Below are 23,932 nucleotides of genomic sequence, written 5' to 3'. Positions count from 1 at the left end.
TTTCCAAACTGCTAAAAAAAGATAGGATTTTAAAACGACAGTAAAAAAGAAGCACAAGCTATTGGCGTTAAACCAGACCTTTTTAGCATAACTATAATTGGTAGAAGAATGTTTGAATTAGTGAGGAAAGCTGTCTGTAAAAAGACAGCTTTTTTTGTATAAAAAAACTGCTTCAATGGTGAAGCAGTTTTTAACTACAATTAAAACTAAAAACTAAATTTTACCCTCCTTGATTTCATCTACAATTTCAGGATTCAATAACGTTGAGGTATCTCCAAAATTCGAGTAATCTCCTTCAGCAATTTTGCGCAAAATTCTACGCATAATTTTTCCAGAACGGGTTTTCGGTAAGCCAGAAACAAACTGGATTTTGTCCAATTTGGCAATTGGTCCTATGTGATCAGAGATGTGTTGGTTGATCTCTTTGCTCAGGTTTTCTCTGTCGCGGTATTCTCCGGTTTCTTTTAGAATTACAAAACCATACAACGCATTTCCTTTGATGTCATGCGGGAAACCTACAATGGCTGATTCTGCAACTGCAGGATGCTCATTGATGGCATCTTCTATCGGTGCAGTTCCCAGATTATGTCCCGAAACAATAACAACGTCGTCTACACGACCTGTTATTCTGTAATACCCAACTTCGTCACGCAATGCGCCGTCGCCAGTGAAATATTTACCTGGAAAGGCAGAGAAATAAGTGTCTTTATATCGTTGGTGATCGCCCCAAATGGTTCTTGCGATTCCCGGCCAAGGAAATTTAATGCATAAACTTCCTGTAACCTGATTGCCTTCGATTTCGTTGCGTCTTTCATCCATCAAAACAGGTTGGATTCCTGGTAATGGCAATGAAGCGTAAGTAGGTTTTGTTGGCGTTACAAATGCAATTGGTGAAATCATAATTCCTCCGGTTTCGGTTTGCCACCAAGTATCCACGACAGGACATTTTTTATCGCCTACGTGGTTATTATACCAGTGCCAAGCTTCCTCATTAATAGGTTCTCCTACGGATCCAATTACTTTTAAAGAGGTCAATTGGTACCTTTGTACATATTCGATACTTTCTTTTGCCAAAGCTCTAATGGCTGTTGGTGCCGTGTAAAACTGGGTAACTTTATGCTTTTCGATAGTTTGCCAAAAACGACTGAAATCAGGATAAGAGGGAACTCCTTCAAAAATTACCGTCGTAGCTCCGTTCAATAATGGCCCGTAAAGAATATAAGAATGTCCGGTAATCCACCCAATATCGGCGGTACACCAGAAAATATCATTGTCCTCATAGTTAAAAACGTTCTTAAACGTATAAGCGGAATAGACCATATATCCAGCTGTAGTGTGTACCATTCCTTTTGGTTTTCCAGTAGAACCAGAAGTGTAAAGGATAAACAAAGGATCTTCGGCATCCATGATTTCAGCAACATTATTCTCCGAAGCTTGGTCTAAAAGCGGCTGCAACCACTGGTCACGTCCTTCTTTCATATTGATACTAGAGTTAATTCTTTTAACTACTAAAACATTCTCCACACACGGACTTTTTTCTAATGCTTCGTCCACGATACTTTTCAAATCGATGGTCTTGTTGCCGCGATAGCCACCATCAGAAGTAATCACCATTTTGCATTCGCTGTCATTGATTCTTGCTGCAACTGCCGAGGCGGAAAATCCTGCAAAAACAACCGAGTGAATGGCTCCAATTCTGGCGCAGGCCAACGTGGTAATCGCAAGTTCTGGGATCATTGGCAAGTAAATACAAACGCGATCTCCTTTTTGTATGCCTTGTTCTTTTAATACATTAGCCATTTTACAAACGCGTTCGTATAGCTCATTGTAAGAAATATGTAATGCTTGTTCTGTAGGATCATTTGGTTCAAAAATAATAGCTGTTTTATCCCCTTTTTTGGCAAGATGTCTGTCAATACAATTTTTGACAATGTTTACTTTGGCATTGGTAAACCATTTTATTTCGGCGTCAGCCATATTAAAATCAACTACTTTGTCCCATTCCTGGTACCAAGTGAAATTCTCAGATGCTACTTTATCCCAAAATTTTCTGGGTTCACGAACTGATTTTTTGTAATGTTTAAAGTACTCTTCTAAATTATTAATTTTATAGTAACTCATGATTTTGGTAAATTTTAAATATTATAAACTCCTATTTTATACTTTTTTAATGTTGCACTGATTTCCTCCACAATGGATTCGTCATCAATGGTGGACGGAATTTGGAATTCGGCACCATCAGCAATGCTGCGCATTAGTTTTCTCAGGATTTTCCCTGAGCGCGTTTTTGGTAATCGCTGTACAATCATAACATTTCTCAATGAAGCAACAGCCCCAATTTGCTGGCGAACCAGTTTGATGATTTCTTGCTCCAATTGATAATGTTCGATTTCATCTCCTGATTTGGTTACCACCAAAGCCAAAGGAATTTGTCCTTTCAACTCATCGTGAATTCCGATAACAGCGCATTCAGCCACGGAATGATGGGAAGCAACAACTTCCTCCATTTCTGCCGTTGACAATCGATGTCCTGCTACATTTATGACATCATCCGTTCTTCCGGTGATAAAAATATAACCGTCTTCGTCTTTATAACCACCATCGCCAGACAAATAATAACCGTCAAATTTGCTGAAATAACCGGCTTTGAAACGCGCTTCGTTTTCCCAAATGCCCAACATGTTTCCTGGAGGCAACGGCAGTTTTACAACCACTAAACCTTCTTCATTTGCGTTTAATTCGTCACCGTTTTCATTAAAAATCCGAATGTCATACCCACAAACTGCTTTTGTGGCAGAGCCTGATTTTACAGACATTTTTTCAATTCCAAGAGAATTAGCAATCATTGGCCAGCCTGATTCTGTTTGCCACCAATGGTCAATTACTGGGATAGGAATGTGTTGTTGGTACCATTCTAAAGTAGCATTGTCACAACGTTCTCCCGCCAAGAATTGATTTTTAAGACAACTCAAATCATATTGTTTGATGAATTCTCCATTTGGGTCTTCTTTTTTTATAGCTCGAATGGCGGTTGGAGCGGTAAACATGGTGCCCACTTTATGCTCTGAAATGATTCTCCAAAACGTGCTCGCATCAGGAGTTTTGATTGGTTTGCCTTCAAAAATTATGGTGGTGTTTCGGTTTAATAATGGTCCGTATAAAATGTAGCTGTGCCCCACTGCCCAACCCATATCCGATGCTGCCCAAAAAGTCTCATCTTCCTTTACGTTGTAAATGTATTTCATCGAAAATTTCAATGCAACGGCATATCCACCAGTGTCTCTAACAATTCCTTTTGGTTTTCCTGTAGTTCCGGATGTGTACAAAATATACAGCGGATGATTCGAATTAACAGGAAGACAAGGCGTTTCTTCGGAACCGTAAACCAATGCATCGTAATCCACATCGTATTTTTTAAACGGAATTCGGGCACCTAATTTTCTATTGAAAACGATTACTTTTTTCGGACGGTGATTTGCTAATGCAATGGCTTCATCCACCAAAGGTTTATACGCAATTAAGCGATCTACTTCAATCCCGGATGAAGCGGTAATAATCGCTCTGGGTTTGCAATCGTCGATTCGGATAGCCAATTCATGTGGCGCAAAACCCCCAAAAACAACCGAATGAATCACGCCAATTCTGGCGCAAGCCAACATCGCAAAAGCTGTTTGAGGAATCATGGGCATGTAAATTATGGCGGTATCGCCTTTTTTTAATCCCAATGATTGCATTCCTCCCGCGAGTTTTGCGACTTCGGTTTTTACTTCCAAAAAAGTGTATTTTTTTACGGTTTGTGTCACCGGAGAATCATAAATAATAGCGACCTGATCTCCATATCCATCCTGAATGTGCTTGTCTAACGCCAGATAACAAATGTTTAATTCTCCATCTTTGTACCAAAGCGGATATCCATTTTTATCTTTCGATAAAATTGTTTCCGGTTTGTTGTACCACTCAATTGCATCTGCTTGTTCTGCCCAGAATTTTTCCGGTTTGTCAATGCTGTCCTCATAAATTTCCTTGTATGTCATTGTGTTGAATTTGTCTCTTATTGAATTAATTCATGAACTTGATCGACTAATTTTTTAATTGAAAAGGGCTTGACTATATATAAATTGGCGCCTAACGAAAGTCCTTTTTCAATATCTTTTTCTTTGTTTTTTGCCGAAAGGAAAATAACCTTGCAATGCTTTAATCTTTCGTCTTTTTTTATTTGTTCCAATGTGGCAAAACCATCCACCATGGGCATCATGACATCCAAAATAATGACATCCGGGAGTTGTTTTTCTAAAATATCCAATGCTTCCTGACCATCGCGAGCTATGAAAACTTCAAAATTATTCTTCTTAAACGTATATTCCAGTGACATTACGATGTTAGGTTCGTCATCTACAATTAAAATCTTCTTCATCTTTTTAACTATTTTCTGCGGTGTTGTAATTGGGTAAAGTAAAAACGAAAGTGGCTCCTTCCATCACATTATCCTCTGCCCAGATCTTGCCTTTGTGATGCTCAATAATTTGTTTACAAATGGCTAAACCCAATCCACTTCCTATTGGTTTTTTTACGTTCTGGTTGCGAGATTGATAGAATTTATCAAATATGGCTTCGAAATCTTCTTTCTTTATTCCCTTGCCGTTGTTGTGGACCTTGACTTCAATATTGTTTTTATTCTCATCAATCGAAATCACTATTTTTCCATCGGTATCGGCACTAAATTTTATGGCATTCGACAGTAAATTATGGATAACCTGAATGATTCGTTCTTCGTCATAAAAGGCTTTTATTTCCTTGGAGGCACTGGTAAATTCAACACTAATTTTTTTATTTTTTATTAATTGCTGAACGGAATCTAAGGTGTTTTTTATAGTTCTTGAAATATTGTTTTTAGACAAATAGATTTTCTGTTTCCCGGTTTCAAATTTCTCTAGATCCAGTATTTTATCAATCAAACGATTTAAACGATCCGATTCAGAAATAATATTTTGTAAAAACTGTTTTCTCAACTCTTCTGGAATATCGTCATCATCATGAAGGATTTCGCTTGCCGCTCGAATTGCCGTAATTGGCGTTCTAAGCTCATGAGTAACGGTATCTAGAAATTCATCTTTTTGAATGTCTTTGTTGACTAATTCTAAATTGGCATTTTTAAGTTGTTCCGATATTTTTTTTAATTCATTGGAAGTGTCTGTCAGTTTTTTATTAATGATCAGGTTTTCTTGTGATTCTTCTAAAATCCGTAATACCTCCGGCAGGCTAATTTTGTCTTCCTTAATAACACTCGATATTAATATTTTGGCGGAAGCCGTGCCGATATGGCCCGTTAATAAATTCTCGGCAAATTTTATAAATCGAGCGTCCGCTGTCGTGATGTCTTTATCGACGTTGTATTTTAAATTGAAAATAGTCAAGGCTCTTTTAGTCCTTTCTTCTCCTAAAAAGCGCTGCAATACTTTTTGAATATCAGAAATGTAAGCGGTCCCTTTCCAAACAAATGCATTCTCGTGATTGGTGATGTATTTGTCAATATCGACAAACATTTCGGCATAATTGCGTTCTCTGTAATTGCCTTTGAAACTCACGGAAACCGCAGAATAACTCAAGATGTTAACTAATAAGCTCCAAAAAACAGCATGTGGAATAGGGTCTAAATAATCCAAACCAAAAAGTTGAAAAGGCTTCAGCAATTCAATTCCCCAAGGTCCTTCCTGAATAAACAGGCTGGTTGATTTTGAAATTCCAATAGCGTACGGAACTAACAACGTATAAAAGCATATTAAAAAGCCAAGAATAATTCCGGTTACTGCACCGTTTTTAGAACCTCTTTTCCAGAATAATGCACCAAAAAAGGAAGGAGCCAATTGCGCGATAACGACAAAGGAAACGAGTCCGATGGAAACCAGCGAGTAATCCAAAATGAAAATTCTATAGATGGCATACGCCAAAATGATAAGCAAAAAAATCCCTATTTTTCTGCTGTTTACAATACGTTTGCTGTTCTTTCTCTGAGATGAATTTTCCAAAGAACCAATGAAACCATACGGAATCAGTAAGTTGTTACTCAACATAGTAGCGAGTGCAATTGAAGACACAATTATCATCGAAATGGCTGCCGAAAATCCGCCTAAAAAAACCATCACTGTTAATACATTATTGTCAAAAAATTGTGGTATCAGCAAGGAATAGGTGTCTGCATTATGTCCTTTGCCTTCAAAAAGGATATTGCCGCCCCAAGCAATTGGGAATACAAAAATATTAAACAGTAGCAGATACAATGGAAAAAGCCAAATCGCTGTTCGGATGTGGGATTCTTTATTGTTTTCGACAATTGCGGTGTGAAATTGTCGTGGCAATAGGAAAATAGCAAACATGGATAGAATACATAGAAAGAACCAGTTAATTCCGTTTGTAATCCCACCAATTGTATTTTTTCTGTCGAAATCTTTTAGGACAGCCGCTTTTTGATAAATATCATCAAAACCATCAAAAACAAAATAGGTGACATAAATACCCACAATTAAAAAGAAAACTAACTTCAGGATTGATTCCATGGCCACCGCGGTTACGATTCCGCGTCTTTTTTCAGATGCATCCACATATTTGGTACCATAATAGGAAGCAAATAAAGCCAGCGCTATGCAAACATAGGTTGTGGTATCATTAAATATATTGGAGCTGGCCTGCGTTTTGGTAACAATATGAAACGTTTCTGAAATTGATTTTAGCTGTAAAGAAATGTATGGTAATATGCCAATAATACAAATCATGGTTACCAATGCCCCGAGAAATCTACTATTTCCGTATCGTAAAGAAATAAAATCTGCAATGCTGGAAATTTTATTTACTCTCGAAATTCTAATGATTCTTTTGAGAATTACCATCCATGTAGGGACGATAAGTATTGGGCCTAAGTAAATAGGCAAATAACTTAAACCGGATTCTGCGGCCACGCCAATACTTCCGTAATAGGTCCAAGCTGTACAATATACGGCTAATGAAAAGGTATAGATGTAGGGATTATTTGTCCATTTAGAATGACTTCTTTTTTCAGACCAATAGGCAATGTAAAAAAGAATCGACAGATAAAGCACCAATATTAATAAGAGTCCAATGCTATTCATAATATCTTTTTATGATTAAGTACGATATGGCGATTGAAAACAGCCATGCTGAGAAGATATAAATGTAGATAATTGGAAACCCGAAAAGGGGTTTTGAACTGTCAAATAACAGCAAAAGCGGTATGTTCAACGCTAATAGTATTAGCATTGAAAGAATAACCAACTTTTGTTCGTGTCTTTTTTTCATGGAATGAAAATAAACAATCTCTACAAATAAATGTAGAGATTGTGTATTAAAAAAGTAATTTGCCTTGCTTTGAATTTGTTTCTTTTCTAATGGGTAGCTTCACCAGCACCAGAAGGGATTCTAATATTTTCAACAATGTCTTGGACGTCTTGTGGTGGGACAGGAGTAAAACTTTTCACTATAAAAGCAACAGTAAAGTTTACGGCCATGGCGATCGTTCCGAAACCTTCCGGAGAGATTCCGAACCACCAGCTTTCTTTTAATCCGGCTACCGCATCTTTCCCGCCGTCAAAAATCCCAAATTTGAATTTTAACATGTAGTAGAGCATTAATAGTAACCCTACGATCATACCACTTACAGCACCTTCTTTGTTCATTTTTTTGTCAAAAATACCAAGAATGATTGCTGGGAATAATGAGGCAGCAGCCAGTCCAAAGGCAAGTGCGACAACTGCGGCGACAAAGCCAGGAGGGTTTATACCGAAATATCCTGCGATGATTACAGCAACTGCGGCAGCTGCACGAGCAGCCCAAAGTTCGCCTTTCTCTGAAATGTTTGGATTTACCATTTTCTTGATGATATCATGAGATACAGAAGCTGAAATCACTAATAATAATCCAGCAGCAGTAGATAGTGCGGCAGCTAACGCTCCGGCAGCTACTAGTGCAATAACCCAGTTCGGTAAGTTGGCGATTTCAGGATTAGCCAACACCATGATGTCCTTATCAATAGTCAATTCACTTCCTTTATTTCCTTTAGCTGCTTCAGCTGCTAGAAATGCAGCGTCTTTTGAGTTATCATTGTAATACTGAATTTTCCCGTCGCCATTTTTATCATCAAATGCTAATAGACCTGTAATCTCCCATTTGGTAAACCAAGCAGGCATTGAGGAGTAGTCTTTTCCGTTTACTGTTTCAATCAGGTTTGTTTTTGCAAAAACTGAAATTGCAGGAGCGGTAGTGTATAAGATCGCAATTAGAACCAACGCGTATCCGGCTGATTTGCGGGCATCTTTTACTCTTTTAACGGTAAAGAAACGAACAATAACGTGTGGTAATCCTGCGGTACCCACCATAAGGGCCAGTGTAATTGCAAATACATCAATCATTGATTTCGTTCCGTCTGTGTAAACTGAAAACCCAAGATCAGTGGAAAGTCCATTTAGTTTGTCTATTAAATAAGTATCGGTTCCTAATACTTTACCACCCATACCTAATTGAGGAATCGGATTTCCCGTCATTTGGATAGAAATAAAAATAGCTGGAACCATGAAAGCGAAAATTAGCACACAGTACTGTGCTACTTGGGTATAAGTAATTCCTTTCATTCCACCTAAAGTGGCATAAAACAATACGATTACCATTCCTATAATAACACCGGTGTTGATGTCTACTTCTAAAAATTTAGAAAACACTAATCCCACTCCGCGCATTTGTCCTGCCACGTAGGTGAAAGAAACCACCAGCGCACATATTATGGCAACGGTTCGCGCTGAATTTGAATAGTATCTTTCGCCAATGAAATCCGGAACGGTAAATTTCCCGAATTTTCGCAGATATGGGGCTAGTAAAAGGGCAAGCAGAACATATCCACCTGTCCAGCCCATCAGATAAACAGCGCCGTCATACCCATCAAAAGAAATGATGCCCGCCATCGATATAAAAGATGCCGCACTCATCCAGTCGGCAGCTGTTGCCATTCCGTTTGCCAATGGAGAAATTTCTCCTCCAGCTACATAAAATTCTTTAGTTGATCCCGCGCGAGACTTGATTGCAATTCCAATATAAAGAGCAAATGTTATTCCAACAATTATGTAGGTCCAAGTTTGTAAATCCATGATGTTTTATTTTTTTATAGTTTTGAGTTTATTCGTCGAAGCCGTATTTTTTGTCTAATTTGTTCATCAATCGAACATAAACAAATATCAGTATGACAAATACATAAATTGAACCTTGTTGTGCAAACCAAAAACCTAGTGGAAAACCAGCTATCTTAAAAGAATCTAATGCAGTTTTGAAAAGGATTCCGGCTCCGTAAGAAACCGCGAACCAAATGCTTAATAAAATCAGAAGGTATCTTAGGTTTTCCTTCCAATATGCGGTCGCTTTGTCTTGTTTATCGCTCATAATTTTTTTAGTTAGTTTATAAATAAATTTGAAGTTGTACTACGAAGTCTCCTAATGATCCCGAACGATTTGTTAAAGAGGTATAAACGGGTCTTGTTGAATATTGTGCTGTTATTTTGGCATGGTGTCCATCTAAGAAAAAGTTAGATCCTACATCAAACTGTGTGCTTGATTGTTCTAAAGCATCAAAGTTTTTATAGGTAACAGCACCAAAAGGCTGGATGCGAATTTTAGGTTTCGCTTCATTATTTGGTAATAGAACACCTGCTTGCGTATACCATATATTTCCAGATCCAATAGTAGGTTGTGCATTTCCAGCTCCCGCTATTGCTCTATTTCCTGTAAAATTAGGATCTACTGATCCAATATTCATAATCCCAACATTACGCAAATAATTAGGTCCAAAATCATAATCATACAGCACACTATAACCTGTTACAGCCATTTTGTTTTCTTTTTTTCCAACAGGCAAGTCCAGAAAAATATCAGCAGAAAAAAGCTTAATATCATGCTTGGTGATTGCGCTATTAACAGATGTTTTTGTGGCGTCAGGAGCGGTGTAAAAACCAGCACCTACGTTGAATACCTTTTTAGTTCCTAAATAGCTTCCAACTTTATAAGGTAATAAATTAGCTTCTTGATCTAAAAACTGATATTCAAAATAACCGGCTTTAGACCATTTCGTCATACCGCTATTATCCACTGCTACAGCATTAGTTGCATTAGTTACATTTGTAGGAACTAGATTAGTAGCATAAGGTTTGTTGTAACTCAAGCGATATTCTAGTTTTCCATATTTTCCCTTTGCAAATAAACCTACTTGTCTGGCAAATTGATCCGAATTTTCAATTAGAGGCCAGTTAAATATAGGCGCGTCTATGGTAAGAAAGTTCAAAGTAGAAGCCATTGTTAATCTAGACAATCCCATGTAGTAATGCAATCCCGCACCTAGCGACATACTGAATTTTTTATCTTTTTCTGGTAATGCAACTGCATATTCGTTCCACGCATCGTGAAAGAATAAACCCGGTTTTTTACCGGCGCCATAGCCTCCTGTTCCGGAAGTTCCTGCTGCGCCACCGTTGATAAAAGTTTGATTGTTAATACCAAAATGAGTCAAAATCATGTATCGTTTAGAAACTTGCGCATAGGCTAGAAAGCGTAAACGTCGGTTGCCAATGTCGGTTGCGGTGGAAGTTGCTTCTCCGCCAATCATTGTTCCTGGATTCATCTGAGCGGAACGCATCCAGATCTGGTTCCATGCAATTACGCGCATGAATTTGGTACCGTCTTCGTTCAAGTTAAATTTCAGTCCAGCACCATAGTCTGTAGAGCCTTGAGAAAAAACTTGTAGCGACAGTAGAAATAAAGTCGCTGTAAAAAATATTTTTTTCATAAATAGAAATTGGTTATTAAATGGTTGGTTAATAAAGTGCCAAATTCAGTTATTTAATTCTAGAAAAAAAGTCCAATATATTTTTGTGTAAAGTACTATAGTTAATCTTTAAATCGCTCCCATTTAATGAGCATAAACTTATCGCCAAGTTCGGTAATAATCATCCCTGCGCCAGATAGTAATTCCTTGTTTTTTAAATATTCCACCAGTTCTAAGTGGCTAAAAATCTTGTAGGTGGGATGGTAGTTGGCGTGAGAGGGCTTTTTGATATTATACGATTTGACCCAGTTGCTCACCGTTACATGTGAAACCCCGATTATTCGCTCTATTTCCCGAAAACTTAGGCCTTCTAAGTAGAGCTGTAATGCTTTGGTTACGTAGTAATCATCTATCTTTTTTCCAATTTTATTAACCGTAAAAAAATAATTACATTTTTTACATAAGTACCTTTGTTTGCTGTTAATTACACCGCTTTTAATGATGTGGTTGCTTTGGCATTTTGGACAGCTTAAAATCTCCATATATATAAATTTTGCATAAATATAGCAATCTTGCAACAATATAAAAGAGAATTATATAATTATATCGTTTTAAATTTACGAAAGGTGCATTTTTATTGAAAAAATGATGTGGTTTTGATAATAGTGTGGCCTGTTTTAAAGTGTCTCTTGAATACCTTCTACAGTGCGTAGTTTTTATTTGAACCAAGGTCTTGTAAGTGAAAATCTTTGGTGGTTTTTGGCTGTTCTAAAAAAAATTGTTGGAGTTTACAACAATGCGTTGGTTTTTCTTAACCTTATTATATAGGAAAGCTATGGAGGTGATTGGTAAAGTATCAAAAACTTTTTTTATTAAAAGTAAGAACGAAGTGCTTCAATCCCTTTAATGCGATACAGTCTTTTTAAAAGGGAATTCCAATTATTTAAATGTTTCGTGCTGTAATCGAGGAGGATGAAGGTTTCTTTGGTTTTCTTTATGTTTTTTTTAATAAACAATTGATAATCAGTGGTTGTAGTATCTATTTTAAAAAAATAGGGTATATTTGAATAGCCATATTTTGCTTCTTATGCAGCAATAATAAGGTAGTGTGGTTCAATTTTTTAACAATATTTAAATTTAGAGAGATGAAAAATTCAAATAGTATTTGGGTAGTAATGATGGTTTTTATGCTGTGTATAGCGCCCGTTTTTGGGCAATCTACAGCAAAGAAAAATAAAATCATCGCCGATAGTAAGATGGCAAAGGTTGAGTTTGTTAAGGCGGATGCACTAATGAAGGGTCTTTTTGAAGATGCTTATGGGTATGTAATTTTTCCTAATGTGGGTAAAGCTGGATTTGGTATTGGAGGTGCAGCGGGTAACGGAGTGGTTTATGAACGGGGAAAAATAGCAGGTATGGCTAAACTTTCGCAAGTAAGCATTGGATTTCAGGCCGGTGGACAAGCCTATCGAGAGGTGATATTTTTTGAAGGAAAAAATGATTTGGAGCGGTTTAAAGGTAGCCAATTCGAGTTTTCTGCCCAAGCTTCGGCGGTAGCTGTAACGGCCGGTGCTTCAACTAATGTAAAGTATGCTGGTGGTGTGATGGTATTTACCATGCAAAAAGGAGGGCTCATGTATGAAGCATCAGTAGGAGGGCAAAAGTTCCAATTCAATAAATTGTAAGGTATTTTCTTAGGAGGCAAAAAATAAAATGGAGCGCTCGTTAGGTATTTTACAATTTGCAGGTAGTTGTCTGCTTTTTCACTACAGTAAAAGATGCGCCAACGGAAATGTAAAACTTGTTAAATATTGTGCACTATTTCAGGCGCATTTAATGATTTCATTAAATTTTTAAAACAAAAAACCCGAATATTTCTATTCGGGTTTTGTGGTACCTCCAGGGATCGAACCAGGGACACATGGATTTTCAGTCCATTGCTCTACCATCTGAGCTAAGGTACCTTATTTGTGCTTTTCGAAAGCTGTAATGCTTGCTCATTGCGGGTGCAAATATAGAATGATTTTTAGTTTATCCAAAACATTTTTTAAAAAAAATCAATTCGTACCTTCGCGACATCAAAAACCAAATTATGATTTTAGTTGTCGATGTGGGAAATACCAGAATTAAAGCAGCTGTCTTTGAGGGTGCTATACTTTTAGAGATTTTTGTTTTTACGAAAATAGAGCTCGAGAAAAACATTAAAAATATTTTAAAAAAATTTCAAAAAGTAGCCCATTTGGTTGTTTCCTCCGTAGGAGATGTCGAAAAGCAGTCTTTTTTAGCATTTGATTCGGTTCTAAATATTAGTTTTGTGACCAATGATGATCCTTTTCCTTTCCAAAATAAATATAGTACTCCCAAAACTTTAGGAATAGACCGAATGGTTCTCGCTGCTGGAGCAGTCTTTCAGTTCCCAAATCAAAACCGGCTAGTTATTGATGCAGGAACTTGCATTACGTATGATTTTATTGATGACCAAAACAACTATTTGGGAGGAGCTATTACGCCAGGATTGCGATTGCGGTATGAATCATTGCACAATAACACTGCAAAATTACCTCTATTAGCATTGGAAAGTCCAAAAGAACTAATAGGAAACTCCACCTCAAATTCTATTCATTCTGGTGTTGTTAATGGATTAGTATATGAGATCGATGGTTTCATAACAGAATATAGTACACGGTATTCAAATTTTATAATAATTTTAACGGGTGGGGACACAGATTTTTTGGCCAAACGATTAAAAAATACCATATTTGCCAATTCAAATTTTCTGATGGAAAGTTTGAACCAAACATTTCAATATAAAATCAAAAATGATTAAAAAAATTATAGTAAGCGCTTGTTTGCTTTTATCATTAGTATCTTTTGCTCAAGAGGGGACAGCATCCCCATACTCTTTTTACGGAATAGGTGATGTGCGATTCAAAGGAACATTAGAAAATCGATCTATGGGTGGAATCGCTATTGAACAAGATAGTATTCACATGAACTTACAAAACCCTGCTAGTTTCGCAAGTTTGAAATTGACAACATTTTCTTTAGGCGGTACTCAAGCTACTACAAAATTAAAAACCGAAACGGAGTCGTCAAATGCACGTCGGACCACTTTAGACTATTTGGCCGTAGGTTTGCCACTTGGTAAATTTGGCTTAGGTTTTGGATTGATACCCTACTCTTCTGTTGGTTATAAAATTAGAACAGCAGGGTCGCTTACTGAAAACAATCAAAGTTTTAATGGCAAAGGAGGCTTGAACAAAGCATTTATTGGTCTGGGTTATAAAATTATGAAGGGATTAAGCATAGGTGCTGATGTGAATTATAATTTTGGAAAAATTGAAACTAATAATTTTGAATACATAACGGATATTGCAATAGGCACACGAGAATTAAATACGGTAGATTTATCTGGGGTTAATTTTAATGCTGGAGTAATGTATCAAACCAAATTTTATAAAAAAATATCTTTTTTCAGTAGTTTTAATTACTCGCTGGAAAGCACTCTGAAGGCTAAAAACACTAGAAATATTGCTACAGCATTGTATAACACAAATTTTGATTTATCAATTGTAGATATTTTGGAAGATGTAAAAACAGAGAGAAATTTAAAAATACCAAGTAAATATGCTGCCGCTGCAGGTTTTGGGGAAGCTAGAAAATGGTTGATTGGAGTTGGTTATACTTTTCAGGAAGCGGGTTCCATAAGTAATAATTATAATTCACCTGACAATGTAACCTACGAAAAACACTCTAAATATAGTATTGGAGGGTATTATTTGCCTAATTATAACTCATTTACAAGCTACACCAAAAGAATTACCTATCGAGGTGGTTTTAGATTTGAGAAGACAGGTTTGGTTATTAATACAGAACCGATCCAAGATATGGCAGTAACAGTTGGGGTTGGATTGCCGTTGACGGGAACATTCTCCAATGTAAATATTGGTCTTGAATTAGGAAAAAGAGGGACTACTGCTGCCAACTTAGTAGAAGAAAACTATGCGAACGTAAGTGTTGGTTTTTCTCTTAACGAACAATGGTTTGTGAAGCGAAAATTCAACTAAAATAGGAATTGCCACTACAACTTCTTCGTAAGTTAAGCGTATGACTTTATTTAAAAAATATACTATCAAATGGATTGTCACAGTTTTTGCTGTGACACTGTTTTTGGGGTGCGAAAGTAATTTTAAAGAGGTACAAAAAATTAATTTTTCTGAATTTGTACCCAGCAGCGATGCAGATATGGTCAATCTCAAGTACACGGATTCCGGTCGCATTACCGCAGTGCTTGTGAGCTCCAAAATGCTTGATTACGCAAGTGTTGATTTCCCTTTTACCGAATTTCCAAAAGGGATTGATGTGACACTATACGATAAAAAAGAAAAAAAAACCTTTATAAAATCAAATTATGCCATCTCTTTCAAAGGGACTAACATAATCGATTTACAAGGCAAGGTGAAAATTTTCACAGAGCAAGGTCAAATGCTAGAAACAGAGCAGTTGTATTTTGATCAAAAAAACGAATGGTTTTTTACCGAAAGAAAATTTAAATTTACCGATCCAAAAGGGGTTTCAAACGGTCAAGGAATTGATTTCAGTAAAGATTTCAAGGTCATTAATTCTCAGAAAATAACAGGCGAAGTAGAAACAAACGAATAATTTTAACACTATGAATTACTTAAAATACACACAATACGTTTATCTTGTTTTTGGAGCTTATTTCATTTACGATGGCTTTACCAAAGTAAACGATCCTGCATTGGGAAATCCGTGGTTGAGTTTTATGATCGCAGGATTAGCCGTCTTTATGTTTTTCTTTAGAAGAAAATTTGCCAAAAAATTTGAAGATAGAAACAAAAATTCCTAAGTGATGGAAGCTAGTATTATCATACTTTGTCTAATACTAAGTGCTTTTTTTTCAGGAATGGAGATAGCCTTTGTCTCTTCGAATAAAATATATCTTGAGATTGAAAAAAAGCAAGATAATTTTCTATCAAAAATATTGACCAAACTGACGGAGAAACCTACGAATTTTATTGTCTCCATGGGCATAGGCAATGTTCTCGCTTTGGTGGTTTATGGTTTTTTAATGGGAGATGTCTTGATGCGTTGGTTTTTAGCCTTAGGTTATTCTCTTTCCGAAGGATTTCTGCTGCTATTACAAGTGCTGGTTTCAACGATGCTCATTTTGATTACATCAGAATTTCTTCCTAAAGTTTTTTTTCAAATTTATGCCAACTCATTAATTAAATTTTTTGCAATTCCAGCTTATTTTTTTTACAAGATTTTTGGATATATTGCTGCTTTCTTCGTAGGAATTTCTGATTTTATACTAAAAAAATTCTTTAAAACACAAGGGGATAGTGTCTCATTGTTTTTTAGTAAAATTGAACTCGGAAACTACATTACAGAACAAATGAGTGCGGTAGAGGATAATGAAACGGTAGATTCAGAAATACTCATGTTTCAAAATGCATTAGAATTCTCAGGGGTTAAAGCCAGAGATGTAATGAGTCCTAGGACTGAAATTATAGCCATTGACTTATTTGATTCAATCGAAGAATTAAGGGAGTTGTTTATAGAAACGGGCTATTCTAAAATTGTTGTTTATCAAAATTCTCTGGATGATATTATTGGTTACGTGCATTCCTTTGACTTGTTTAAAAAACCAAAGAGTATCAAAGAAATTGTGATTTTGGTGCAATTTGTTCCGGAAACAATTTTTATAAAGGATGCCATGAGTTTGCTAACTAAAAAGCGAAAAAGTGTAGCGGTTGTTTTGGACGAATATGGCGGAACATCAGGCATCATTACTATTGAAGATATTGTTGAAGAGCTTTTTGGCGAAATTGAAGACGAACATGACTCTGATGAAGAATTGGTTGAAAAAGAACTCGGTGAAGGTGTTTTTATATTTTCAGCTCGCCTAGATGTAGAATATTTGAATCAAACCTATAAATTGCAAATTCCGGAGGGGGATTCTTACGGTACGCTAGGTGGATTTATTGTCGATTTTACAAAGGAAATACCGCAAAAAGGAGCCGTAATTCCAATAGGAATCTATCATTTTGTAATAGAAGAAGCAACAAATAAGAAAATAGAATTAGTAAAAATGAGCGTTCAAGACTGATTTTTATTGTGATAATAAAATTTCTTGCAAAATAAAACGCTAGTAGTATAATTATTAATTAGATAATTGTATTTTCGCAAACTGAATATAAAAATTAACAACAATAAAATGGCAGTTTTACAAAAAATTAGACAACGTTCACTTCTTCTGATACTCGTTATTGGGTTTTGTTTATTAGCATTTATCATAGGTGATATATTCAACAGTGGTGGTTTTAACAGTACATCAAAAGATGTGGGAAGCATTGATGATAAAGATATTTCATTTGAAGACTTTAGAGTTAAAGTAAGCAATGTAGAGAAAAGTGGGCAAGGGATTACTTCAACAGAAGCTGCAAATAGAGTTTGGGACCAAGAAGTTTCTATTGCTTTGTTGACTTCTGAATTTGAAAAATTAGGACTTAGAGTAGGGGAAAAGCACTTGCTAGAAGTTCTAAAAGCAGATCAAAATATTGGTGGAAATCCATTATTTATGAATGCCGCTGGTGTATTTGATGTTGCTAAATTCAAAGAATACTTCAAGTCAAATCCTGAACAAGCTCAATTTTTAAAAGATAGAGAAAAAGACGCTGAACTAAACGCTAAATATCAAATGTACAACACAATGATCAAAGCGGCCGTTTTTACAACGGAAAGTGAAGGGAAAATGAAATACGAAATGGAAGCAAACAAAGTGAATTTTGCTTACGTTGCCGGTTTATATTCGACGATTAAAGATAGTGATGTAAAAATCACCGATGCAGAGATTGTTGACTACATGAAGAAAAATGAAAAAAAATTCAAAGCAGATGAATCTCGTGAGGTAGAATATGTCTTGATTGAAGACAAAGCCTCTACAGTAGATGAGGCTGAAGTAAAATCCAAAATAAATGCGTTGTTGACAGGAAGTGTGGTGTACAACCAAGCTACTGGAAAGAATGACACTTTGGCTGGATTTAGAACTACCAAAAATGCAATCGACTTTGTGAATTCAAATTCAGATGTTCCTTACGATTCAACGTATATCGCAAAGAAAGATTTACCAGCTGTAGATGCTGATAAATTGTTCAACTTGGCTCCAGGAGCAGTTTATGGTCCTTACATGTTTGGAAAATACTACTGTATTTCAAAATCTATGGGAATGAAATCAGGAGTTAATGCAAAAGCAAGTCATATTTTGATTAGTTATGAAGGAACTCAAGTTCCTAACAAAAAAGAAAAAAGAACTAAAGAACAAGCAAAAGCAAAAGCAGACGATATCCTAGCTCAAGTTACCGCTAATCCTGATAGTTTTTTGATGCTAGCATTTACAGCCTCTGACGACTCGTCTTCTCAACAAGGGGGTGATTTAGGTTATTTTGGTCCAAACCAAATGGTAAAACCTTTCAATGACTTTGTTTTTAACAGTGGGATTGGAAAAGTTGGTTTAGTAGAAACTCCTTTTGGTTATCATATTATTAAAGTAACAGACAAACAAGATGGAATTCGTTTGGCTACTGTAGCTCAAAAAATTGAAGCGTCAGAAGCTACTTCTGATAAAATGTTTACGCAAGCAACTAAATTTGAAATGGATGCTGCAGACAAAGATTTCAACAAAGCAGCAAAAGAAATGGGTCTTAAAGTTACTCCAGCTGTCTCTGTAAAAGGGATGGATGAAAACTTTGGAACATTAGGAAATCAAAGAACTATTGTAAGATGGGCTTTTGAAGACGGAGTTAAAGAAGGATCTGTAAAAAGATTTGAAGTGGCTAATGTTGGACACGTTATTGCAAAGGTAAAAAGTATTGATAAATCTGGTTTAGTTGCTGTTTCTGTAGCGAGACCTTATGTAGAACAAATACTTAAAAACAAGAAAAAAGCAGAACTGATCAAAGCTAAAATGACTGGTACCTCACTTGAGGCTATTGCAAAAGCAGTAGGTGGAACAGTACAACAAGCGGCTGATGTCACCATGGAAAACACCATGTTGCCAAATGTAGGTCCTGAGCCAAGAGTAGTAGGAAATGCATTTGCTTTAGCTGCAAATAAAATGTCAGCTCCTATCGAAGGGAATACAGGTGTTTACGTAGTTAAAAACACAAATACTGTAAAAGCTCCAGCAATGAAGAACCATGCTCCTTACGTTGCTAAATTGAAAGGGCAAAGTGCTTCAGAAGTAAATAGAGTAATTCCTGCATTGAAAGGAAATGCTAAAATTGAAGACAACAGACAAGATTTTAATTACTAGTTAAAAAGGAATTAATCAAAATAAAAAATCCCGATACATGCTGAATGTATCGGGATTTTGCTTTTAAGGATTTAATTAGAAAAACGATCAAGAAATATAGTGGCTATTGGAAACGGATCCAATTAGATTATGATCATTTCATCATAGCGAAGAATAGTTTTATACCCTTTTGAAAAAAAATAGTTGCTTGGATTTTCACTTGCAATTGCCATCACAAAATCGCCTCCCCAAGCTCCCAGACTTTTTATCACACCATTAAAATCAGGAAACAAAGATTCTTTTATCGTTGGTGTTTCTAGTATACTGCTCATTTGTACCTCGTGTTTATGTATGGCGGAAGCAAAAGATTGAATTGTTGTAGCATTCAAAACTTCAGATGTTATCACGTCATTTATAGCGATTGTTCTCGGCAGATTATTCTTTTTATTCATATTGTAAGCGGCAATTGCAGTTTTACTGCTTTGCTTTTTATTCAAATATACAAAGTATAGGTTTTGTGTGAATTCTGGATTAAATGTGGCTTTTTCAATAATAGGTTTTCCGTTTTTTAACTGATATACGATAGGAGTGTCATTTTGTGCACACGCAATATCATAACCACTGCCTCCAAAACTGTTTTTAAGTAATGTAAAGGCATCAATTTGCAACCATTTGGCAATGTTGTTTATCAAAGTCGATGACGTGCCCAAACCCCAGCTTTTCGGGAATCCAAGTTCAGTGGTGATAATGTAACCATCTGAATTTAAAATAAAATCCGGATTGAGTTTAAAAGCTTCGTGTAAAATGGTAATCAGTGTTGTTGTGACCGATTCATTTTCAGCAGCTACTCCTGTTGTAATGTCAGAAAATAAAAGGGTGTCTTCAAACCAAATGCTTCCATCCGCATCGTAACTTTTCCAAATGATTTCGTTGTTATTTCCTTCCTCTATAATGAGATTTTGTCCCATTTTTGTAGGTAATGCAAAGGCTTTTGCGCCCTCTAGAACGAGATATTCTCCAGTGATTAAAAGCTTGCCGTTGCTGTAAAATGTTTTTTTCATTTACGCTGAATTTATTTCAGTATCTTTTTAACCTTTTCAGGGTTTACAACCCTGAAAGGGTTCTTAAAATTATTTTCTTAGACTTATGATGTAGGTTTCCACCGCACTATGCGAAATAGTATTCTTTTTGAAATGTTTCTGAATCAAAACGCGTTCTTCATCGGTGGCTTCAAACTGGTTGATGATGTTGTTCAAATGCATTTTCATGTGTCCTTCCTGAATTCCAGTCGTAGTTAGAGAACGTAAAGCGGCAAAGTTTTGGGCCAGACCCGCTACGGCTACAAACTGCATTAACTCCTGAGCAGATGGTTTTTCCAGCATTTCTAAGGACAATTTCACCAATGGATGCAACGAAGTTAAACCACCAACAGTTCCTAATGCTAGTGGGATTTCTAGCCAAAAAGTAAAAATATCATTTTCGATTTTGGCGTGTGAAAGACTGGAATATTTTCCGTTTCTCGAAGCGTAGGCATGAATTCCGGCTTCGACAGCGCGGAAATCATTTCCTGTTGCCAAAACCACGGCGTCTACTCCGTTCATAATTCCTTTGTTATGCGTTACAGCACGATACGGTTCTACTTCGGCGATTTGAACTGCTTGAACGAATTTCTTAGCAAAATCCTGGGGATTCGGAATGTGTTTTTCTTCTAAGTCTTCTATTGGGCAGGAAACCTCTGCTCTTACAATACAATTTGGAACATAATTCGACAAAATACTCATGACCACTTCAATCTCTTTCTCTGTTTCGGTGAATAAACCATAGCGATGCGCTTCCTCTTGCAAAGTTTTGGCAAACTGTTCTAAGCAGGAATTGATAAAATTTGCTCCCATGCTGTCTTTGGTTTCAAAAGTGGCATGCAGTTGAAAATAATTCGGCAACAAATCGGTTTTGTCTTTTAGAATGATGTCTAAAATTCCGCCGCCGCGTTGTTGCATGTTTGTTGTAATCGATTCTGTCTCTTCGAAAAATTTGCTTTTATTTTCTGCAAAAAATAAGTTCAGTTTGGAAGCGTCACCTTTATAGATAAAATGAACCTGACCAATTTTTTCGGTATTGATTACGGTTGCTTTAAACCCGCCTCTGGTGGACCAGAATTTAGCGGCTTTTGCGGCAGCGGCAACAACAGAACTTTCTTCGATGGCCATGGGAATGGTGCTGTATTTGCCATTAATTAGAAAATTAGGTGCAACTCCCAGCGGAATATAGAAATTAGTGATCGTGTTTTCGATGAATTCATCGTGTAATTTCTGTATTTTTTCATCAGAGTTCCAATAGTTTTTCAACAAGGCAATGGCTTCTGTAGGTGTTGAAAAATATTGATCGGCAATCCATTTAATTTTTTCTTCTTTGGATAATTTAGAAAATCCGCTTATGGCCTTGTTCATTCTCAATTGATTATGGTGTAATTTGATGCAAATATACGGTTTTAGCCAATTTATTTACAATCAAATTATATTCAGCGAAAGGTTATTTTTTATAATACTTTTTACATTTAACATATAAAATGACCGATAATTGTAATTTTTTCACTAAAATTGACGGTTTTTATCTTTAAATAAATATCATGTATTCGAAAAAAATTATAGCATTATTTTTATTCTTGTGTTTTACGGTCGTCGGACAACAAAAAATTACAATCGATGAAATGTATAACGGCACTTTCCGAGCTCAAGGAATGGAGGAGTTGCAGTCTTTGAAAAACACCAATCAGTATACCGTTTTGAATGCGGACAGACAGTCCAGAAGCATGCAGATTGATTTGTATGATTTTGCAACATTAAAAAAAGTATCCACATTAATTGACACGAAGGCGCACAAAGAATTGTCTGATGGTATTGACAGTTATACTTTTGATGCAGGGGAGAAAATGATTTTATTGGCTTGCAATACCAATCAAATTTTCCGCCACTCTTTTACGGCTGATTATTTTTTGTATGATATAGCCAGTAAGAAGTTGCGTAAATTATTCGATTTTCAAATTCAAGAACCTACTTTCTCACCGGATGGATCAATGATTGCTTACGCCAAAGAAAATAATTTGTATGTATATAATCTCGCTTCTAATCAATCGACTCCAATAACTACAGACGGACAAAAAAACAGCATCATCAACGGAATTACGGATTGGGTTTATGAGGAAGAATTTGCTTTCGTAAAAGCTTTTGATTGGAGTGCGGATAGCAAAAAAGTAGCTTACATTCGTTTTGACGAAACTCAGGTTCCAGAATTTTCAATGTCTATGTTTGCTAAAGACTTATATCCAACCATGCAAACATTTAAATATCCAAAAGCAGGGGAGAATAATGCGGTAGTTTCTTTGCATATTTATAATGTTAATTCGAATGCTGTAAAAAATATAAATCTTGGCAATTATAAAGATTTTTACATCGCCAGAATGAAATGGACTAATGATGCAAATACTTTGTCTGCACAGGTATTGAATCGCCATCAAAATAATTTAGACCTCGTTTTTATAGATGGAAATTCAGGCAGTGCAAAAGTAGTTTTGAATGAAAAAGACAAAGCATACGTTGATGTAACGGATAATTTGACCTTTTTGAAAGACAACAGTTTTATTTGGACATCTGAAAAAGACGGTTTCAATCATATCTATTTATATGATAAAAATGGAAAATTGAAAAATCAAGTGACCAAAGGAAAATGGGAAGTAACAAATTACTATGGTTTAGACGAAAAGACCAATACCGTTTTCTATCAATCTGTTGAAAATGGTTCCATCAACAGAGATGTTTACAGAATAGGTCTTGACGGAAAGAACAAAGTACGTCTGTCACAATTTACAGGAACGAATGCGGCGACCTTCAGCCCAAATTTTCAATATTACATCAATACATTTTCTAGTGCGGCTCAACCTACGAAGTACACGTTGAACGATGCTAAATTTGGAAAACAAGTTCAAGTTATTGAAAACAACGAAGCATTGGCTGCAAAACTTAAAAACTATGATTTGCCGGCTAAAGAGTTTTTTGTTTTAAAAACAGCAAAAGGAATTGAACTGAATGCATGGATGATTAAACCGAAAGATTTTGATGCAACTAAAAAATATCCGGTTTTTATGTACCAGTATTCGGGTCCCGGTTCACAACAAGTGAATAATGAATGGAACAGTACAGATGATTACTGGTTTATGATGCTGTCACAACAAGGGTATATTGTAGCTTGTGTAGATGGTAGAGGGACTGGTTTTAAAGGAGCTGATTTCAAGAAAGTAACGCAATTGCAGTTAGGAAAGTACGAAGTGGAAGACCAAATTGATGCGGCCAAAGCAATAGGAAATTATTCATTTGTGGATAAGGCTAGAATTGGTATATTTGGCTGGTCTTATGGTGGATTTATGTCGTCTAATTGCATTTTGAAAGGAAATGATGTTTTCAAAATGGCAATAGCAGTGGCCCCAGTAACGAACTGGCGTTTTTACGACAGCGTGTACACGGAACGATACATGCAAACACCACAAGAGAACGCAAGTGGATACGATGATAATTCGCCTATAAATCATGTAAGTAAATTAAAAGGAAAATTTCTTTTGATACATGGTTCAGGAGATGACAATGTGCATGTTCAAAATTCCATGCAAATGATGGAAGCCTTGATTCAAGCTAATAAACAATTCGATTCGCAAATTTATCCAGACAATAATCATGGGATTTATGGTGGAAAAACTAGAATTCAATTGTACACGAAAATGACCAATTTCATTAAAGAAAATTTATAACAGG

At 36.1% G+C, this 23,932-nt stretch carries 18 protein-coding genes and 1 tRNA gene; 8 read left to right on the top strand and 11 right to left on the bottom strand.

The features are described 5' to 3' along the window. Window positions 1-213 precede the first annotated feature (213 nt). From acs to BUA03_RS00560, 8 genes are all read right to left on the bottom strand, one after another. Entirely contained in the window at window positions 214-2,121 is a 1,908-nt protein-coding gene (acs, locus tag BUA03_RS00600; protein WP_066083074.1) for an acetate--CoA ligase, read from the bottom strand. 14 nt (window positions 2,122-2,135) lie between these two features. After that, window positions 2,136-4,034, bottom strand: coding sequence for an acetate--CoA ligase (locus BUA03_RS00595; RefSeq protein WP_066083072.1), 1,899 nt, complete (start codon window positions 4,032-4,034; stop codon window positions 2,136-2,138). A gap of 17 nt (window positions 4,035-4,051) precedes the next feature. Continuing rightward, a complete protein-coding gene (locus BUA03_RS00590; protein WP_066083069.1) occupies window positions 4,052-4,414 on the bottom strand; it encodes a response regulator transcription factor in 363 nt (120 codons plus the stop codon). 4 nt (window positions 4,415-4,418) lie between these two features. After that, complete coding sequence (locus tag BUA03_RS00585) at window positions 4,419-7,124, bottom strand: sensor histidine kinase (protein WP_066083067.1); 2,706 nt, start codon at window positions 7,122-7,124, stop codon at window positions 4,419-4,421. A 273-nt stretch (window positions 7,125-7,397) separates the two neighbouring features. Further along, window positions 7,398-9,149 carry a sodium:solute symporter family protein gene (locus BUA03_RS00575; RefSeq protein ID WP_066083065.1) on the bottom strand — a complete coding sequence of 584 codons (1,752 nt, stop codon included), beginning with the start codon at window positions 9,147-9,149 and terminating at the stop codon, window positions 7,398-7,400. A 28-nt stretch (window positions 9,150-9,177) separates the two neighbouring features. Continuing rightward, entirely contained in the window at window positions 9,178-9,438 is a 261-nt protein-coding gene (locus BUA03_RS00570; RefSeq protein WP_066083064.1) for a DUF4212 domain-containing protein, read from the bottom strand. A 16-nt stretch (window positions 9,439-9,454) separates the two neighbouring features. After that, entirely contained in the window at window positions 9,455-10,834 is a 1,380-nt protein-coding gene (locus BUA03_RS00565; protein WP_066083063.1) for a porin, read from the bottom strand. A gap of 101 nt (window positions 10,835-10,935) precedes the next feature. Beyond that, window positions 10,936-11,355 carry an IS1/IS1595 family N-terminal zinc-binding domain-containing protein gene (locus BUA03_RS00560; protein ID WP_066083061.1) on the bottom strand — a complete coding sequence of 140 codons (420 nt, stop codon included), beginning with the start codon at window positions 11,353-11,355 and terminating at the stop codon, window positions 10,936-10,938. Between the two features lie 603 nt (window positions 11,356-11,958). On the opposite strand from BUA03_RS00560, the gene BUA03_RS00555 reads away from it, so the two are divergent. Continuing rightward, entirely contained in the window at window positions 11,959-12,498 is a 540-nt protein-coding gene (locus BUA03_RS00555) for a lipid-binding SYLF domain-containing protein (RefSeq protein ID WP_066083058.1), read from the top strand. A gap of 206 nt (window positions 12,499-12,704) precedes the next feature. Here the strand turns inward: BUA03_RS00555 and BUA03_RS00550 are convergent. Next, window positions 12,705-12,777: transfer RNA gene (locus BUA03_RS00550), tRNA-Phe, on the bottom strand. A gap of 128 nt (window positions 12,778-12,905) precedes the next feature. Between BUA03_RS00550 and BUA03_RS00545 the strand changes: the two genes are divergently transcribed. The 6 genes from BUA03_RS00545 (at window position 12,906) to BUA03_RS00520 (ending at window position 19,151) form a co-directional block, all read left to right on the top strand. Next, on the top strand, window positions 12,906-13,640 hold the full coding sequence (locus BUA03_RS00545; protein WP_066083057.1) for a type III pantothenate kinase: 735 nt from the start codon (window positions 12,906-12,908) through the stop codon (window positions 13,638-13,640). Then, the gene (locus BUA03_RS00540; protein WP_066083055.1) at window positions 13,633-14,880 is read left to right on the top strand and encodes a BamG family beta-barrel-assembly machinery protein; all 1,248 of its coding nucleotides are present in this window, start codon (window positions 13,633-13,635) and stop codon (window positions 14,878-14,880) included. Before BUA03_RS00545 ends, BUA03_RS00540 begins: the two co-directional genes overlap by 8 nt. 40 nt (window positions 14,881-14,920) lie before the next feature. After that, a complete protein-coding gene (gene lptC, locus BUA03_RS00535; RefSeq protein ID WP_066083053.1) occupies window positions 14,921-15,475 on the top strand; it encodes an LPS export ABC transporter periplasmic protein LptC in 555 nt (184 codons plus the stop codon). A 10-nt stretch (window positions 15,476-15,485) separates the two neighbouring features. Further along, window positions 15,486-15,683 carry a hypothetical protein gene (locus BUA03_RS00530; protein WP_066083050.1) on the top strand — a complete coding sequence of 66 codons (198 nt, stop codon included), beginning with the start codon at window positions 15,486-15,488 and terminating at the stop codon, window positions 15,681-15,683. A gap of 3 nt (window positions 15,684-15,686) precedes the next feature. Then, window positions 15,687-16,946, top strand: a complete 1,260-nt coding sequence (locus BUA03_RS00525) for a hemolysin family protein (RefSeq protein ID WP_066083049.1) — start codon at window positions 15,687-15,689, stop codon at window positions 16,944-16,946. A gap of 108 nt (window positions 16,947-17,054) precedes the next feature. Beyond that, entirely contained in the window at window positions 17,055-19,151 is a 2,097-nt protein-coding gene (locus BUA03_RS00520; protein WP_066083047.1) for a peptidylprolyl isomerase, read from the top strand. A gap of 122 nt (window positions 19,152-19,273) precedes the next feature. On the opposite strand, the gene BUA03_RS00515 is transcribed toward BUA03_RS00520, so the two are convergent. Together BUA03_RS00515 and BUA03_RS00510 are read right to left on the bottom strand one after the other, a co-directional pair. Continuing rightward, window positions 19,274-20,191 carry a GYDIA family GHMP kinase gene (locus BUA03_RS00515; RefSeq protein WP_066083045.1) on the bottom strand — a complete coding sequence of 306 codons (918 nt, stop codon included), beginning with the start codon at window positions 20,189-20,191 and terminating at the stop codon, window positions 19,274-19,276. Between the two features lie 69 nt (window positions 20,192-20,260). Then, window positions 20,261-21,577, bottom strand: coding sequence for a hydroxymethylglutaryl-CoA reductase, degradative (locus BUA03_RS00510; RefSeq protein WP_066083043.1), 1,317 nt, complete (start codon window positions 21,575-21,577; stop codon window positions 20,261-20,263). Window positions 21,578-21,756: 179 nt separating this feature from the next. Here BUA03_RS00510 and BUA03_RS00505 point away from each other — a divergent pair, with 179 nt between their 5' ends. Then, window positions 21,757-23,928 carry a S9 family peptidase gene (locus BUA03_RS00505; RefSeq protein WP_066083040.1) on the top strand — a complete coding sequence of 724 codons (2,172 nt, stop codon included), beginning with the start codon at window positions 21,757-21,759 and terminating at the stop codon, window positions 23,926-23,928. Window positions 23,929-23,932: the final 4 nt, after the last annotated feature.

The sequence above is a fragment of the Flavobacterium fryxellicola genome (assembly GCF_900143245.1).
Classification (GTDB): Bacteria; Bacteroidota; Bacteroidia; order Flavobacteriales; family Flavobacteriaceae; genus Flavobacterium; species Flavobacterium fryxellicola.
This window is presented reverse-complemented; position numbering and strand designations above follow the sequence as displayed.